11 protein-coding genes and 1 pseudogene are annotated in these 16,168 nt (G+C 67.0%); 6 read left to right on the forward strand and 6 right to left on the reverse strand.

Annotation, left to right across the window (positions count from 1 at the left end; genetic code table 11):
* Nucleotides 1-118: 118 nt before the first annotated feature.
* The 3 genes from gltB to GKE62_RS09360 all read left to right on the forward strand — a co-directional run bounded on the left by gltB (nucleotide 119) and on the right by GKE62_RS09360 (nucleotide 7,021).
* Nucleotides 119-4,759, forward strand: a complete 4,641-nt coding sequence (gene gltB / locus GKE62_RS09350) for a glutamate synthase large subunit (RefSeq protein ID WP_154692010.1) — start codon at nucleotides 119-121, stop codon at nucleotides 4,757-4,759.
* A 55-nt stretch (nucleotides 4,760-4,814) separates the two neighbouring features.
* On the forward strand, nucleotides 4,815-6,251 hold the full coding sequence (locus GKE62_RS09355; RefSeq protein ID WP_154692011.1) for a glutamate synthase subunit beta: 1,437 nt from the start codon (nucleotides 4,815-4,817) through the stop codon (nucleotides 6,249-6,251).
* Nucleotides 6,252-6,370: 119 nt separating this feature from the next.
* A complete protein-coding gene (locus GKE62_RS09360) occupies nucleotides 6,371-7,021 on the forward strand; it encodes a hypothetical protein (RefSeq protein WP_154692012.1) in 651 nt (216 codons plus the stop codon).
* Between the two features lie 91 nt (nucleotides 7,022-7,112).
* On the opposite strand, the gene GKE62_RS09365 is transcribed toward GKE62_RS09360, so the two are convergent.
* Nucleotides 7,113-7,790, reverse strand: a complete 678-nt coding sequence (locus tag GKE62_RS09365; protein ID WP_230206606.1) for a phytanoyl-CoA dioxygenase family protein — start codon at nucleotides 7,788-7,790, stop codon at nucleotides 7,113-7,115.
* Between the two features lie 172 nt (nucleotides 7,791-7,962).
* On the opposite strand from GKE62_RS09365, the gene GKE62_RS09370 reads away from it, so the two are divergent.
* Entirely contained in the window at nucleotides 7,963-10,383 is a 2,421-nt protein-coding gene (locus tag GKE62_RS09370) for a ligase-associated DNA damage response DEXH box helicase (protein WP_154692014.1), read from the forward strand.
* 62 nt (nucleotides 10,384-10,445) lie between these two features.
* Here the strand turns inward: GKE62_RS09370 and GKE62_RS09375 are convergent, their stop codons facing one another.
* From GKE62_RS09375 to GKE62_RS09390, 4 genes are all read right to left on the reverse strand, one after another.
* A complete protein-coding gene (locus GKE62_RS09375; protein ID WP_154692015.1) occupies nucleotides 10,446-10,886 on the reverse strand; it encodes a biopolymer transporter ExbD in 441 nt (146 codons plus the stop codon).
* Nucleotides 10,887-10,919: 33 nt separating this feature from the next.
* Nucleotides 10,920-11,444 carry a biopolymer transporter ExbD gene (locus GKE62_RS09380; protein WP_195908328.1) on the reverse strand — a complete coding sequence of 175 codons (525 nt, stop codon included), beginning with the start codon at nucleotides 11,442-11,444 and terminating at the stop codon, nucleotides 10,920-10,922.
* 143 nt (nucleotides 11,445-11,587) lie between these two features.
* Nucleotides 11,588-12,346 carry a MotA/TolQ/ExbB proton channel family protein gene (locus tag GKE62_RS09385; RefSeq protein WP_154692017.1) on the reverse strand — a complete coding sequence of 253 codons (759 nt, stop codon included), beginning with the start codon at nucleotides 12,344-12,346 and terminating at the stop codon, nucleotides 11,588-11,590.
* Nucleotides 12,347-12,425: 79 nt separating this feature from the next.
* A complete protein-coding gene (locus GKE62_RS09390) occupies nucleotides 12,426-13,076 on the reverse strand; it encodes an energy transducer TonB (protein WP_154692018.1) in 651 nt (216 codons plus the stop codon).
* A 373-nt stretch (nucleotides 13,077-13,449) separates the two neighbouring features.
* Here GKE62_RS09390 and GKE62_RS09395 point away from each other — a divergent pair, with 373 nt between their 5' ends.
* Both GKE62_RS09395 and GKE62_RS09400 read left to right on the forward strand, forming a co-directional pair.
* Nucleotides 13,450-14,328 carry a hypothetical protein gene (locus tag GKE62_RS09395; RefSeq protein WP_154692019.1) on the forward strand — a complete coding sequence of 293 codons (879 nt, stop codon included), beginning with the start codon at nucleotides 13,450-13,452 and terminating at the stop codon, nucleotides 14,326-14,328.
* Between the two features lie 57 nt (nucleotides 14,329-14,385).
* A pseudogene (locus GKE62_RS09400) lies at nucleotides 14,386-15,697 on the forward strand (homoserine dehydrogenase).
* A gap of 11 nt (nucleotides 15,698-15,708) precedes the next feature.
* On the opposite strand, the gene GKE62_RS09405 reads toward GKE62_RS09400, so the two are convergent.
* Nucleotides 15,709-16,158 (reverse strand): hypothetical protein, encoded by a 450-nt coding sequence (locus tag GKE62_RS09405; RefSeq protein WP_154692020.1) that lies wholly within the window; start codon nucleotides 16,156-16,158, stop codon nucleotides 15,709-15,711.
* Nucleotides 16,159-16,168: the final 10 nt, after the last annotated feature.

A 16,168-nucleotide genomic window follows, 5' to 3' on the forward strand; every position in this document is an offset into this window, starting at 1 on the left:
AAAATAACTATCCGCAAGCCATGGGACCCGAACACGCAATTATCGTCGCCTAGGCGGCGCGACGATTCGCGTTTGGTTTCCGCGGTAACTTGTACCGCGCTTGCAGACGGTGGAAAGAATGGGGTTACCGGAGGCCCAAGGCCTGTACGATGCACGGCATGAGCACGATTCCTGCGGGGTGGGCTTCGTGGCCCATATCCGCGGGCAAAAGAGCCATGCGATCATCGCCCAGGCGCTGGAAATCCTCCACAACCTCGACCATCGCGGTGCGGTGGGCGCCGACCCGCTGCTGGGCGACGGCGCGGGCATCCTGATCCAGATTCCCGACGCGCTGTTCCGCCGGTGGGCGCAAACGCAGGGCCACGATCTGCCGCAAGCGGGCGACTATGCGGTCGCGATGTGCTTCCTCCCCCGCGACGAAGCCGCGCGCGACATGGCCTGCGGGATGTTCGAGAAGTTCGTCGCCAAGGAAGGCCAACGCCTGATCGGCTGGCGCGAAGTGCCGACCACGCTCGACGGGCTGGGCACCGCGGTGATCGAGCAGATGCCGGTGATCCGCCAGTGCTTTATCGCACGCGGCGCAAACTGCGCCGACCAGGCCGCGTTCGAGCGCAAGCTGCTGGCGATCCGCAAGCAGACCCAGAACCCCCTCGCCGCGCTGGCGATGAAGCACGACCTGCCGGGGCTGACCGAGCTCTACATGCCCAGCTTCTCAAGCCGCACGATCGTCTACAAGGGGCTGCTGCTGGCGACGCAGGTCGGCAGCTTCTACGACGATTTGCGCGATCCGGCGTGCGTCTCCGCTCTCGGCCTCGTCCACCAGCGCTTCAGCACCAACACGTTCCCCTCGTGGAAACTCGCGCACCCGTATCGCTTCATCGCCCACAACGGCGAGATCAACACCGTGCGCGGCAACGTCAACTGGATGAACGCCCGCCGCCGGACGATGGAGTCCGAGCTGCTCGGCGCCGATCTCGACAAGATGTGGCCGATCATCCCGCACGGCCAGTCGGACACCGCGTGCCTCGACAACGCGCTCGAACTGCTCCTCGTCGGCGGCTACAGCCTGGCCCACGCGGTGATGATGCTGATCCCCGAGGCGTGGGCCGGCAACCCGTTGATGGACCCCGCGCGCCGCGCGTTCTACGAGTACCACGCCGCGCTGATGGAGCCGTGGGACGGTCCCGCCGCGGTCGCCTTCACCGACGGCCGCCAGATCGGCGCGACGCTCGACCGCAACGGCCTGCGCCCCGCACGCTATTGCGTGACCGACGGCGACCTGGTGGTGATGGCCAGCGAAAGCGGCGTGCTGCCGATCAAGGAAGACGACATCGTCCGCAAATGGCGCTTGCAGCCGGGCAAGATGCTGCTGATCGACCTCGAACAGGGGCGGATCATCGAGGACGAGGAGATCAAGGCCGAGTTGGCCGCCGCCGAGCCCTACCAGCAGTGGCTCGACGCCGCGCAGTACATGCTGCGCGACCTCGAAGTGGTCGAGCCCGAACTGGCCGCGCTGCCGGTCGATACGACCAGCTTCTTGGATCGCCAGCAGGCGTTTGGCTACACCCAGGAGGACATCTCCCGGTTCCTCGAACCGATGGCGCTGGCGGGCGACGATCCCATTGGCTCGATGGGCACCGACACCCCGATCGCGGTGCTCTCGGCCCGGCCGCGGCTACTCTACGACTATTTCAAGCAAAACTTCGCCCAGGTCACCAACCCGCCGATCGATCCGATCCGCGAGGAACTGGTGATGAGCCTGGTCAGCATGATCGGCCCGCGCCCCAATCTTCTCGGCCATGAGGCAGGCGCGCACAAGCGCCTCGAAGTCGGCCAGCCGATCCTGACAAACAACGCGGTGGCCAAGATCCGTTCGGTCGAGGCCGCGCTCGACGGCGCGTTCCGCACCGAGACGATCGACATGACCTGGCCCGCGGCCAGCGGCGCGGCCGGGTTGGAGCAGGCGATCAAGGAAATGTGCTGGGCAGCGACCGAGGCGGTGCTGGCTGACAAGAACATCCTCATCCTTTCGGACCGGGCCCAGGGGCCGGACAGGATCGCCATGCCCGCGCTGCTGGCCACCGCCGCGGTGCACCACCATCTCGTCCGCCAGGGCTTGCGGATGCAGACCGGGCTGGTGGTCGAGACGGGCGAAGCGCGCGAAGTCCACCACTTCTGCGCGCTGGCGGGCTATGGTGCCGAGGCTATCAACCCTTATGTGGCGTTCGAAACGCTCGAGGACATCCGGGTTCGCAAGGCGATCCCGCTCGAGGCGAAGGATGTCCAGAAGAACTACATCAAGGCGATCGGCAAAGGCATCCTAAAGGTGATGTCCAAGATGGGCATCAGCACCTACCAGTCGTATTGCGGGGCGCAGATCTTCGACGCGGTCGGGCTGTCGTCGGCGTTCGTCGACAAGTACTTCACGGGCACCGCGACCACGATCGAGGGCGTCGGACTGGCCGAAGTCGGCGAGGAGGCGGTGCGCCGCCACGTGATCGCATACGGCGACAACCCGGTCTACCGCCGGATGCTCGATGTCGGCGGCATCTATCAGTACCGCATCCGCGGCGAGGAGCACGCCTGGACCCCGGCCAACGTCGCGCAGTTGCAGCACGCGGTGCGCGGCAACGATCCGAAGAACTACGCCGAGTACGCCGCCTCGATCAACGATCAGGCCGAGCGCCTACTGACCATCCGCGGCCTGCTGCAATTCAAGCCCGCCGGTCCCGCGGTGCCGTTGGACGAGGTCGAACCCGCCAGCGAAATCGTCAAGCGCTTCGCCACCGGGGCGATGAGCTTCGGCTCGATCTCCAGAGAGGCGCACACCACGCTGGCGCTGGCGATGAACCGCATCGGCGGACGCAGCAACACTGGCGAGGGCGGCGAGGAAGTCGACCGCTTCACGCCGCTGGCCAACGGCGATTCGATGCGCTCGGCGATCAAGCAGGTGGCTTCGGGCAGGTTCGGGGTGACCACCGAATACCTCGTCAATTCGGACGACATCCAGATCAAGATGGCACAGGGCGCCAAGCCCGGCGAAGGCGGCCAGCTGCCCGGGCACAAGGTCGACAAGAACATCGCCGCGGTGCGTCATTCAACCCCGGGGGTGGGGCTGATCAGTCCCCCGCCGCATCATGACATCTATTCGATCGAGGATCTCGCCCAGCTCATCCACGATCTCAAGAATGCCAACGCGAAGGCGCGGATCTCCGTCAAGCTGGTGTCCGAAGTGGGCGTCGGCACGGTCGCGGCGGGCGTCGCCAAGTGCAAGGCCGACCACATCACCATCTCGGGCTATGAGGGTGGCACCGGCGCTTCGCCGCTGACCAGCCTGACCCACGCGGGCAGTCCATGGGAAATCGGCCTTGCCGAAACCCAGCAAACGCTGCTCCTCAACGGGCTGCGCAGCCGCGTCGCGGTGCAGGTCGACGGCGGCTTGCGCACCGGACGCGACGTCGCGATCGGCGCGCTGCTCGGCGCGGACGAGTTCGGGTTCGCCACCGCCCCGCTGATTGCCGCGGGCTGCATCATGATGCGCAAGTGCCATCTCAATACCTGCCCGGTCGGCGTAGCGACGCAGGACCCGGTGCTGCGCGCGCGGTTCACCGGCCAACCCGAGCACGTCGTCAACTACATGTTCTTCGTCGCCGAGGAACTCCGCGCGATCATGGCCGAGCTGGGCCTGCGCACCGTGGCCGAGATGGTCGGAAGGGTCGACCTGCTCGACACCGATCCCGCTATCTCGCACTGGAAGGCGCAAGGGATCGACTTGTCGCGGCTGCTGCACCAGGTTCCGGTGCCCCACGCCGGGGCGCTGAGCTGGACCGAAACGCAGGACCATGGCCTCGAAGCCGCGCTCGACGTCGACCTGATCGCCGCCGCGCGCGATGCGCTCGACAGTACCCAAGCCGTGCGCATCGAGCGCAAGGTGCGCAACGTCAACCGCACCGTGGGCGCGATGCTCTCGGGCGAAATCGCCCGGCGGTTCGGCCATCGCGGGCTGCCCGATAACACCATCAATATCCGCCTGACCGGGGTGGCGGGCCAAAGCTTCGGCGCGTTCCTCGCCCACGGCGTGACCCTCGACCTGACCGGAGACGCCAACGACTATGTCGGCAAGGGCCTTTCCGGCGGCCGGGTGATCGTCCGCCAGCCGGGCCACGTCGACCGCGACCCGACGAACAACATCATCGTCGGCAACACCGTGCTCTACGGCGCGATCGCGGGCGAGGCCTACTTCAACGGTGTCGCGGGCGAGCGGTTCGCGGTACGCAATTCGGGCGCGGTGGCGGTGGCCGAAGGCTGCGGCGATCACGGTTGCGAATACATGACCGGCGGGGTGGTCGTGCTGCTCGGGGCGACCGGGCGCAATTTCGCCGCGGGGATGAGCGGTGGGGTCGCCTACGTCTACGATCCTGACGGCATCTTCGCGCCGCTGTGCAACGCGGCGATGGTCGATCTGATGCCGATCAGCACCGTACGCGACGACGAGGATGGTGCGGGACGCCCGCAGCAGCGTGCGGTCTCGGTCCATGACTACGGCATGGGCGACATGCTCCGCCACGATGCCGAACGCCTGCGCATCCTGGTTGAGCGCCACCATCTCCACACCGCCAGCAAGCGCGCCCGCGCGCTGCTCGACGACTGGGGCAACGCGCTGGGCAAGTTCGTCAAGGTCATGCCGCGCGATTATGCGCGAGCATTGCAACAGCTCGAAGCCGAGCGTTTGGAAGCCGAGACGGTCGCGGCGGAATGAATCGACTCAACTATTCCCGTCGCCCTGGCGACGGCCAATTGGAAATTTGACGATCGTGGGCAAGGAAACCGGATTTCTGGAGATCGAGCGGCAGGAGCCCGGCTACCGGCCGGTCGAGGAGCGGCTCAAGCACTATCGCGAGTTCACCGTCCCCCAGGCCGAAACCGCGCTCAAGGGCCAGGCGGCGCGGTGCATGAACTGCGGGATTCCGTACTGCCACAACGGCTGTCCCGTGAACAACATGATCCCCGACTGGAATCACCTGGTCTACGAAGGCGACTGGCGCGAGGCGCTGACCAACCTGCATTCAACCAACAATTTCCCCGAGTTCACCGGGCGCATCTGCCCCGCGCCGTGTGAGGCGAGCTGCACGCTCAACATCGTCGACGCCCCCGTGACGATCAAGTCGATCGAATGCGCGATCGTCGACAAGGGTTGGGAGGAAGGCTGGATCGTGCCGCGCCCGCCACTGCGCAAGACCGGCAAGTTGGTCGCAGTGATCGGCTCGGGACCGGCGGGCCTAGCAGCGGCGCAACAGCTTGCCCGCGCCGGGCATTCGGTAACGGTGTTCGAGAAGGCCGACCGGGTCGGCGGACTGCTGCGCTACGGCATTCCCGACTTCAAGATGGAAAAGCACCTGATCAACCGCCGGGCGATGCAGATGGAGGCAGAAGGCGTTCAATTCCGGACGAGCACCGAGGTCGGCGTCACAGTCAGCTTTGCCAGCCTGGAAGAGAACTTCGACGCGGTAGTGCTGGCGGGCGGCGCGGAAGAGCCGCGCGGGCTCGAGATTCCCGGCGCCGAGCTGCCCGGCGTGCGCCTGGCGATGGAATTTCTGACCCAGCAGAACAAGCGAAATGCCGGCGACGACGAATTCCGCGCCGCACCACGCGGCACGCTGACCGCCACCGGCAAGCACGTGATCGTGATCGGCGGCGGCGATACCGGGAGCGACTGCGTCGGCACCTCCAACCGCCAGGGCGCGGCAAGCGTGACCCAGCTCGAGATTCTCGCCAAGCCGCCGGAAAAAGAAGATAAAGCGCTGACCTGGCCCGACTGGCCGCTCAAGCTGCGAACTTCGTCGAGCCACCAGGAAGGCGTCGCACGCGACTGGGCGGTACTGACCAAGCGCGTCGCGGGCGAGGACGGGCAGGTCACTGGGCTGGAATGCGTCCGCGTCGAATGGCGGGATCGCGAGATGATCGAGATTCCGGGGAGCGAATTCACCCTGCCCGCGGACCTGATCCTGCTGGCGATGGGCTTCACCGGCCCGCGCCGTCAGGGCTTGCTCGAACAGGCCGAGGTCGGGTTGGATGCTCGTGGCAATGTCGCAGCGGATACCTCGCGCTATGCGACCAGTCGCGAACGGGTGTTCGCCTGCGGAGACATGCGCCGCGGCCAGAGCCTGGTCGTCTGGGCGATCCGCGAAGGCCGCCAGTGCGCCCGCGCGGTCGACGAGATGCTGATGGGGGCGAGCGAACTGCCGCGCTGACTTCAGAAAAACTCCGCTGTCCCGAGCTTGTCGAAAGACCACATTTCCTCCAATCGGCTTGCTTGAAGCACGAAGGCAAGAACGGCCCTTCGACACGCTCTGGGCGAACGGTTCTGGTGATGACAAAATTGCTCCGGTTGGCGCTGCTCAGCTTGATCCTCGCATTTGCATGTCCGGCCGAGGCCCGCTCGCCCTACGCTGGGCGCTATCGCGTTGCAGAAGGGCCCGATGTCGCGGGCGGGCTCGAACTGGGCGCCGACGGCCACTTTCGCTACTTCTTGAGCGCAGGCGCGCTCGACCAGCACGCCGACGGCACCTGGACCGAGACCGGCGGCGACATCCGCTTGACCACCGACCCGAGGCCGGTCCCGCCCAGCTTCGCCCGCGGCCCCGACGCCATGCCGGAAGCGGGCAAGGACGCGCCGACGATCCACGTCAGGCTGGCCGATGGCCGCGACCTTGCCGGGGTTGACTTCCGCATCGGCCTGACCACGGGCGCGAGCATGGCGGGCTATACCCAGGCGGAAGGCTGGAGCTTCGAGGAACAAGGCGAGAAGCGAATCGTCTGGGTGGAGCTGGTTGAACCGATTTACGACGTGGCTTCGCCGCGCTTCATCATCGATCCGCCCGCGGCCGGAGGGCTGGTGTTCGTGCTCACCCCCAATGACATCGAAGTCGTCGATTTCCGCAACGACCGGTTCGAGAAGCGTTCGGACGATTTTGTCCTCCACTTGGGCGAGCGGACATTGCGAATGGTGCGAGCGAAGTGATCGTTCCCGCATCGCAAAGGGAGTTGGCAGCCCCCTTGGGCAATCGACGGTTGGTAAACGCGAGATAGGTTCTCCGCTGCCAAGGCAGAGTTCAATCCTTGCCGCCGAACAGCTTGCGCCAGCCCTGTTTGGCGACCAGCCCGACCGAGCCAAAGTCTCCGATTTCCTGGAAGTCCTTGCCCTTGAGCGAGGTCCGCTCGCCCAGGGTCACGCGCACCGCGATCCGCGGCCGGTCGGAATGGTTGGGATAGGCGCCGTAGAGCTGGGTCGCGTCGAAGAACAGCACCTGCCCAGCTTTCATCGCCGCGTCGTACGAAGGGGCGGTGGTGCTGGCGAGTTCGAGCGAGGAAAGCCGCGAGACCGAGACCATCGTCCGCTCGCCTTCCGCCGAGTTCGCGCCCATGCGCAGGCAGCCATTGCCTGCCCCCGCCTCGGTCACCGCAAACCACAGCGTGAACAGCGACGGCGGCTCGTCGGCGGCGCCCCATTCGCTCTGGTCGGTGCGATAGGTGGTCGAGGGCGCGCCGGCCTGCTTGATCGACGGGCAGGCGCGATAGACCACCGGATCCCGCAGCCGCTGACCGACCAGCGCGCGCGCATCGGGTTGTTCGAGGAGCTGGCGCAGCAGGCCTCCGGCCCCGCGGCTGGCGGCGAAGAACCCGGCCAGCTCTATCTCCGGTTCCCGGCTGCGCGGCGGCAGCGCAACCGCGGCTGCGCCAACCCGGGTTTCGAGTTCGGCGCGCAGCGTTTCGGGGATCGAACTCGACAACAATCGCCACATGCGGGTGGGCGGCCTCCAAAGCGCGAATCCTCGTGCGTTGGACAGACCTTCCCGGTTTCGGCCGCAATGCGCAAGCCCCCACGCAAGCCGGGTTTGACCAAGTGCGCCGATCGTGCGTTGAAGGTGCGACGATGGCCGCCGCCCCTGCTCTTCCCCCGAAATCGAGCAATGGTTTTCCACGCGCGGGTGGCGTCCGCGGCGCCATCAGCGCGAAATGCTCGCCGCTGATGCCGCGGGGCGGCACGCGCTGCTGATGGCCGATACCGGGGCTGGCAAGACACTCGCCGGGTTTCTGCCGACACTGGCGGCCTTCGCGCAGGGGCAACCCCCGCCAGAAGGCCTCCACACGCTCTACGTCTCGCCCCTCAAAGCCCTGGCAAACGACGTCCAGCGTAATCTTCTGACGCCGGTCGAGGAGATCGGCTTGCCGATTCGGATCGAGACGCGCAGCGGCGATACTCCTTCGGACCGCAAGGCGCGCCAACGCAGCAAACCGCCTCACATCCTCCTGACTACCCCCGAATCGCTCTCACTCCTGCTCAGCTATCCGGAAGCCGAGACGATGTTCACCTCCCTCCAGCGGGTGGTGATCGACGAGGTCCATGCCTTCGCCACCGGCAAGCGCGGCGATCTGCTCGCGCTGGCGCTGACCCGGCTCCAGGGGGTCGCGCCCAGCATGCGCCGCGCCGCGCTCTCGGCCACCGTTGCCGATCCAGAGGGCTTTCGCGCCTGGCTGGCCCCGTGGGGGGACATCGACAGCGTCGCGATGGTTGAGGGTGAGGCGGGCGCTGCGCCCGAGGTCGAGATCCTGCTGCCCGAGGACGCGCGAGTGCCGTGGGGCGGGCACGCTGCCGCGTGGGCGGTCCCGCAGCTCTACCAGTTGATCCGCGCCAACCGGACTACGCTGATCTTCACCAACACGCGCTTTCTGGCAGAGTACATTTTCCAGCTGCTGTGGGAGATCAACGACGACACCCTAGCGATCGGCATCCACCACGGCAGTCTGTCGAAGGAAGCCCGGCGTAAGGTCGAAGGGTCGATGGCGCGCGGCGAGCTGCGCGCGCTCGTCGCCACCGCCAGCCTCGATCTGGGGGTCGATTGGGGCGACATCGACATGGTCGTCCAGATGGGCGCGCCCAAGGGCTCGAGCCGCCTCCTCCAGCGGATCGGTCGAGCCAACCATCGCCTCGACCAACCCAGCCGGGCGTTGCTCGTCCCGGGCAACCGCTTTGAATTTCTCGAGGCCACCGCCGCCAAGGACGCAGTCGATGAGGGCCAGCGCGACGGCGAAGACTTTCGTCCCGGTGGACTCGACGTGCTCGCCCAGCACGTGATGGCTTGTGCCTGTGCCGGGCCGTTCAGCCAAGACGCGCTGCTCGCGCAGGTGCGCTCGTCGCTTGCCTATGCCTGGGTCGACCAGACGGTATGGCAGCGGGTGCTGAATTTCGTCGCGACCGGTGGGTATTCGCTCAAGGCCTACGATCGGTTCAAGCGGATCGTGCGCGACTCGGCGGGGACGTGGCGGCTGACCCACCCCGAGCACGCCGCCCGCCACCGGCTCAACGCCGGGATCATCCTAGATGCCGAAATGCTCGAAGTGCGGTTCAGGAACGGGCGCTCGTTGGGTCGGGTCGAAGAGACCTTCGGCGCTTCGCTCAGCCCCGGCGACACCTTCTGGTTCGCGGGAACTAGTTTGGAGGTTGAGGCGGTTCGGGACATGGCGATCATCGTGCACGCGGCCAAGAGTGCGGCGGCGATCCCCAGCTATGGCGGGGCGCGGATGCCGCTGACGACGCACCTCGCCGACCGGGTCCGCGCCCTGCTGGTCGACCGCGCGGGCTGGGCGCGCTTTCCCGACGACGTGCGCGAATGGCTGGAGATGCAGGACTGGCGCAGCCGCCTTCCGGGGCCGGGCGAGCTGCTGGTCGAAAGCTTTCCCCACGGCAAGCGCGAATACACCGTCTATTACACCTTCGAGGGGTGGAACGCGAACCAGTCGCTGGGGATGCTGCTGACCCGGCGGATGGAGGACCGGGGGCTGGGGCCGCTGGGGTTCGTGGCCAACGACTATTCGCTGGCGGTCTATGGCCTCAAGCCGGTCGCGGACCCCGCCGCGCTCCTCTCGCCCGACATCCTGACCCACGAATTCGTCGAATGGGTCCAGAACTCGCACCTGCTTCGCCGCGCCTTTCGCGAGGTGGCGGTGATCGGCGGGCTGGTCGAGCGCCAGCATCCGGGCAAGCGCAAGTCGGGCAAGCAGGTGACCTTCTCGACCGACCTGATTTACGACGTGCTGCGCAAGTACGAACCCGACCATATCCTGATCGAGGCCGCCTGGGCCGACGCGCGCACCCGCATGACCGACGTCAGCCGCGTCGGCGACCTGCTCGACCGCGCCGCCGGCCAACTGGTCCACGTCCAGCTCGACCGGGTCAGCCCGATGGCCGTGCCGGTGATGGTGATGATCGGCCGCGAGAATTTGCCGTCGGGGGCGGCAGACGAGGACCTCCTGCTTGAGGCCGAGAGCCTGGCCGGGACGGCAATGGGCGGAGGGGAGACTCCAGCTACGGAGCGCGACTGACCGACAAAAAAGGGGCGGATCGCTCCGCCCCTTCCTGGTGATTGCTGGAGAATGCCTTGGGCTTAGCCGCCGGCCTTGCCGAAGTTGGCGTAGAGTTCGTTCTGGACGAAGCCGAACTTGCTGACGCCCGATATCTTGATGACCTTGAGCACCTGGTCGGCCAGTTCGTAGCTCGCAAACTCTTCCGGCTGGAACTGCAGCTCGGGTTCGGGCGTCATCGTCCGCGTCTGGGCGAGCAGCGAAACCAGCTGGCCCTGAGTGGTGGGCGCGCCGTTCCACAGGATCTCGTTGCCCTGAGTCAAAATCAGCTTGTTCTTCACCGGGTCGATCTGCTGCTCAGGGGTCGGCGGGGTAGCCGCCGGCAGATCGATGGGGATCGCGTGGGTAGCCACCGGGATGGTGATGATGAACATGATGAGAAGCACGAGCATGACGTCGATCAACGGCGTCGTGTTCATTTCCATCATCGGTGAGCCGTCGTCCTTGCCGCCGCTCATTGCCATTGTCTGGTACTCCTGTTCGTTCGGCTGTCGGCGTTAGCCGTTGGGATCGACGGGGTTGGAAATGAAGCCCACCCGCGGATAGCCGGAAATCTGGACGTTGTAGATCGCCCCGGCGATGCACTTCCACGGCACGTTGACGTCGCCGCGGATGTGAACTTCGGGGATCTTGTCGGGATCGATGTTCTGAGCCCCGCCCTCGCGCTTGACGATCGCGTCCAGCCGCTCGAACGCCTGCTTCTGCAATTCGGCCGAATCGACCGGGCTCGTATTGTTGAAATAGACCCGGCACTGCCCGCCGCGCGATGAACCCTCGTAGCCCGGATCGCCGGGACTGCGCCCACCCTCGTCGGTCGAGACAACCGCGAGCAGCAGGTTTTCGACCTTGTCCTGCGATTCCTCGTACGGGTTGACCGGGACCTTGAGCTTCTCGATCTGCTTGATCGCCACCGGCACCGCAATGAGGAAGATGATCAGCAGCACCAACATCACGTCGACCAGCGGCGTGGTGTTGATGTCCGACATCGGAGTTTCTTGGGCGCCGCCTACCGCAACTGCCATGCTCTCATATCCTGTTCTCTTGCGGTCGGTTCCGGAGGGCGTTGTCCCGCCTGGAAGGCCGACCCACCGCCTCGCGCGGCCGCATGCGTTTGCTCACCGCCCTCCCCCGCGGGCGGGCGCCCGCGGGGGAGGGCAAGTCGTACTCAATTCTTGGCGGCAGCCGGTGCCGCGGGGCGGGCCGGAGCGGCGGTGGTCACCGCAGGGCGAACCGCACCCTTCGAGTTGATGTTCGCGAGCACGTCGGTCGAGAACCCGCTCAGGTGCTCGGCGATGCGCTTGTTGCGGCTCTGCAGCCAGTTGTAGGCGAGCACGGCCGGAACGGCGACGAGCAGACCGAGCGCGGTCATGATCAGCGCCTCGCCGACCGGACCCGCGACCTTGTCGATCGAGGCCGAACCGGCGATGCCGATGTTGATCAGCGCGCGGTAGATGCCGACCACGGTGCCGAACAGACCGATGAACGGCGCGGTCGCGCCCACGGTCGCGAGGAAGGGCAGGCCGCCGGCGAGACGCGCGTTGATCGAGGCTTCCGAGCGGGCGAGCGAGCCGTGGAGCCAGTCGTGAGCTTCCATCGAATCGGTCATCTTGCCGTGCTGGTCTTCGGCGGCGAGACCATCGTCGACGAGCTGGCGGAAGGCCGAGTTCTTGTCGAGCTTGTTGGCGCCTTCGCGAAGGTTGTTGGCGCGCCAGAAGTTGGTGCGGACATCGCGCGCCTGGCCCATGATCTTCTGCTGTTCGAAGAACTTGGTGAACAGGATGTAGAACGAGCCGAACGACATGATCCCCAGGATCGTGACCGTGGCATAGGCGATGAAACCGCCCTGCTGGAGCGCTTCGGCGAAACCGAACTTGTTCTGCGGCGCGGCGGTCTTGGCTGCCGCGGCCAGGATGTCGATGAGCATGCGGGTCTTCCTCTCAAACAATATCGAAAATGCGAATTCGCAGGGTTGGTCATGCCGGGGCGGAACCCGCCCCGGCGAGTTAGTTGATCTTGTAGACGATTCTCGTGCTGAACGAACCGGTGGTGGGGTTGCCCCCGGCATCGAGCGCGGGCTCGAAGCGGGCGTAACGCTGCATCCCGTCGCACGCGGCGCTGTCGAGATCGCCCGATCCGCTCGAACCCGTCACTGTGCAGCCCGCGACGCGACCGTCGGGGCCAACGGTGACACGGACGCCGACGGTACCTTCTATCTCCTTGCGCAAGGCGGCCGAAGGATAGTTGTCCTGAATCCGCGCAGCCCAGCTGCTTTGGCCCTTCGGCTTGGCGCCACGCGCCTTCGACACCGCGGGCGGCGGCGGGGGAGCGGGCGGCGGCGCCGTGACCGTGGGCGGCAGGACCACCGCGGGCGGAGTGGCTACCGCCTGAACCGGCGAGGGCCGATCGAAGCTGATCGGAGGCGGCGGCGCCACGATCGGCGGGGGCGGCACCGGCGCGTCGGGCGGCGGCGGCGGCGGTTCTTCGGGGGGCTTTTCTTCCTTCACGTCGAAGGTCTCGACGCGTTCCTTGATCTTCTTCACCGCCTCGTACGCCAGGCCAGTGACCAGCGCATAGCCGACGATAATGTGCAGGATCGCCACAATGATGAGCGCGGTAACGCGATTGCCGCTCATCTTCTGGTCAGCGTATGCCATTCAGGTCCTCTGCTCTGCCATCCCGCAAACGGGTCGCCCAAAACCACCGGGTCGAACGGCAAAGCCCTGCGACAGGCTCATCACGCCAGACCCGTTCAAACTATCGCTCCACCCTGCCGGATAGACCGAACCGCCAGCGCCGGAAACAAGTTCGGACGGCGGCATCGGTCGAGCGTATTTTTTATGTTCGCCCAACGTCTCCGAGCTTTAACGTTGATCCCCAAACCGCGCAAATGCTTTATCGGTTAAGACCGAATTCACCGTTCAAGCGCTCAACGAGGGGCGTTGCAGTGCGTTCCCACCCCTTGGTGGACGATCGGTTCGCGGCCGAAATCGTCACCGTTCGCGGGGTCGTTCCAGGAGCTTTCCCGTCATGTTGAAACCAGTCCTCGCGAAATGCCTAGCGGCGGCGGCGGTGCTTGCTGTTTTCCCGGCACCCCAAGGGTTTGCGCAAGAACGGACAGCCCCGCCCGTCGCCCCGGCCGCCCCCACATATGCCGATCTCGCGGACCTGGCGGACCATGCCCCGCTGGTCGCCCGCGTCGAGATCCGCGAGGCCATCCGATTGAAGCCCGAGCAAGCCCCGGGACTGCGTGGCGGAATGGCGAGAGTTTTCGTCAAGGCGCGAACCCGCGCGCTGCTGCTGGGTGAGACCATCGGCGAATCGGCCAGCTACCTCGCCGATGTGCCGCTCGACGCCAAGGGGAAGCTGCCCAAGCTGAAGAAGGCCGTGGCCCTGATCTTCGCCCGCCCGGTCGCCGCCAGGCCCGGCGAGCTCCAGCTGGTCGCGACCGCGGCGCAGGTCGCATGGTCGCAGCCGGTGGAGGAGCGGGTGCGCTCGATCCTGACCGAGCTGGTCGCGCCCGGGGCGCCGCCGCGCGTCACCGGCGTGCGCGAGATATCCCATGTCCCCGGGAATCTGGTGGGCGAAGGCGAGACCCAGATGTTCCTGACTACCGAGGCGGGCGATCCCGTCTCGATCAGCGTGCTCCACCGTCCCGGCGAGCCGCCGCGCTGGGGCGTGGCATTCGGCGAGATCGTCGATCAGGCCGCGCGCCCGCCCGTGCGCGACACGCTGGCCTGGTACCGCCTCGCCTGCTTCCTCCCCGCCGGGCTTTCGAGCGAAGCGGTTCTTTCGGGCGATGGCGTAGCCCAGCGCATCGCCGCCCAGGACTATCGCTACGTCCGCGGCCAGCTTGGGGCGTGCCCGCGCACGCTGAGCGGTTTGGGGGCGGGAGCGGTGCGCGGCTGAGGCTGGCGCCCGGCGGGTTCGCCCCCTAAGAGCGCCGCCAGATCAAGCGGGGGCAGCATGGCGGGACCACTTCGGATAGCATTGGCCGGGCTCGGCACGGTCGGGGCGGGGGTTATCCGCCTGCTCGACGCGAACGCCGGCCTGATCGCGCGCCGCGCCGGGCGGCGGATCGAGATCGTCGCGGTCTCGGCGCGCGAGCGGCTCAAGGACCGCGGGGTCGATATCACCCGCTTCGCGTGGGACGACGACATGACCGCGATGGCCGCGCGCGCCGATGTCGACGTGGTCGTCGAACTTGTCGGCGGCAGCGACGGCCCGGCGCTGACTGCGGCGCGCAACGCGCTCGCGCAGGGCAAGGCGCTGGTGACCGCGAACAAGGCGATGATCGCGCACCACGGTCTGGAACTGGCGCAGGCGGCCGAAGCGGCGGGAGTCGCGCTGAAGTTCGAGGCCGCGGTCGCGGGTGGAATCCCGGTGATCAAGGGCCTGCGCGAAGGTGCGGCGGCCAACGCGATCGAGCGGGTCTATGGCATCCTCAACGGCACCTGCAATTACATCCTCTCGACGATGGAAGACACCGGGCGCGACTTCGCCGGGGTCTTGGCGGAAGCGCAGGCCAAGGGTTTTGCGGAAACCGATCCGGCGTTCGACATCGACGGGGTCGACGCCGCGCACAAATTGGCGATCCTGGCCAGCATCGCCTTCGGCAGCCGGATCGATTTCGCGCCGGTCGAGACGATGGGCATCCGCCGCGTGCTCGCCGCCGACATCGCCCAGGCCGCGCAGCTCGGCTACTGCATCCGCCTGATCGGGATGGCCGAAGCCGAAGGGGGACGCCTTGTTCCAGCGGGTCCACCCCTGCCTCGTCCCGCGCCAGCACCCTCTCGCCCACGTCGACGGCGCGACCAATGCGGTGGTCGCGGAGGGCAATTTCTCGGGCCGCCTATTGTTCCAGGGCGCGGGCGCCGGCGACGGACCGACAGCGAGCGCGGTGGTCGCCGACCTGATCGACATCGCGCGTCAGACCGTGGTCGGCGGCGAAGTCGGCGCACCGTTCTCGATCCCCGTCGCCGAGCTCGAGCCGATGATACCCGCCGCGTCCGGCAAACGGGTGGGCAAGGCGTATTTGCGTTTCATCGTGGCGGACCGGCCCGGCGTGCTGGCGGAGATCGCGGCGGCGATGCGCGATGCGGGGGTTTCGATCGAGAGCCTGATCCAGCAGGGCGATTCCGATCCCGACGGGCAGGTGCTGATCGCGCTGGTCACCCACGACGGGCCGGAGCGCTGCATCGCCGAGGCGCTGCGGCTGCTGGAAGGGTCCGCGAGCCTGGCCGAAGCGCCGCTGGTGATGCACATCCTGGGCGCCTAGCGCCCGATGCCCTAGGGCTGCGCCTTTTCGCCCTTGGCGATCAGATCCGCGTCCGATCCGGCGGGCGCCTGGGGCAGCGCTTTGACGTCGATGAAGATCATCGGCGGCAGCGGGCACGGTGGAATGAAGCAGCCGCGCGCGACCACCAGGCCGGGATAGACCGGGCGCAGATCGGGCGCGCGGGGCAGGCCGTCGCGGGTCGACTTGGCCGAATCGAGTTGCTCGCGCCCCGGATAGCGGTGCTCGTGCACGTCGCGCGGTGCGCAGACGACGATCTCGCCGGCATCGGCGGCGCCCAGCGCGCAGCGCTTGTCGGTCAGGTCGGTCGTCGCCCGCTGCGCGGCGAGACGCTCGGCGACCTTGCGATCGAGCTCGGATTCGGCGTTCTGCGCGTGCGCGGTGCCCGTCGCATCGATCCAGATCAGGGCGATGGCCGCAAGCGCGGCGGGCAGTCTCGACAACGCAGGCCTC

Source organism: Novosphingobium sp. Gsoil 351 (assembly GCF_009707465.1).
GTDB lineage: Bacteria > Pseudomonadota > Alphaproteobacteria > Sphingomonadales > Sphingomonadaceae > Novosphingobium.

Coding starts and splice junctions, on each gene's coding strand:
- gltB (WP_154692010.1), top strand. CDS start 119: ATGGGGTTACCGGAGGCCCAAGGCCTGTACGATGCACGGCATGAGCAC.
- GKE62_RS09360 (WP_154692012.1), top strand. CDS start 6,371: ATGACAAAATTGCTCCGGTTGGCGCTGCTCAGCTTGATCCTCGCATTT.
- GKE62_RS09375 (WP_154692015.1), bottom strand. CDS start 10,886: ATGGCAATGAGCGGCGGCAAGGACGACGGCTCACCGATGATGGAAATG.
- GKE62_RS09380 (WP_195908328.1), bottom strand. CDS start 11,444: ATGGCAGTTGCGGTAGGCGGCGCCCAAGAAACTCCGATGTCGGACATC.
- GKE62_RS09385 (WP_154692017.1), bottom strand. CDS start 12,346: ATGCTCATCGACATCCTGGCCGCGGCAGCCAAGACCGCCGCGCCGCAG.
- GKE62_RS09390 (WP_154692018.1), bottom strand. CDS start 13,076: ATGGCATACGCTGACCAGAAGATGAGCGGCAATCGCGTTACCGCGCTC.
- GKE62_RS09395 (WP_154692019.1), top strand. CDS start 13,450: ATGTTGAAACCAGTCCTCGCGAAATGCCTAGCGGCGGCGGCGGTGCTT.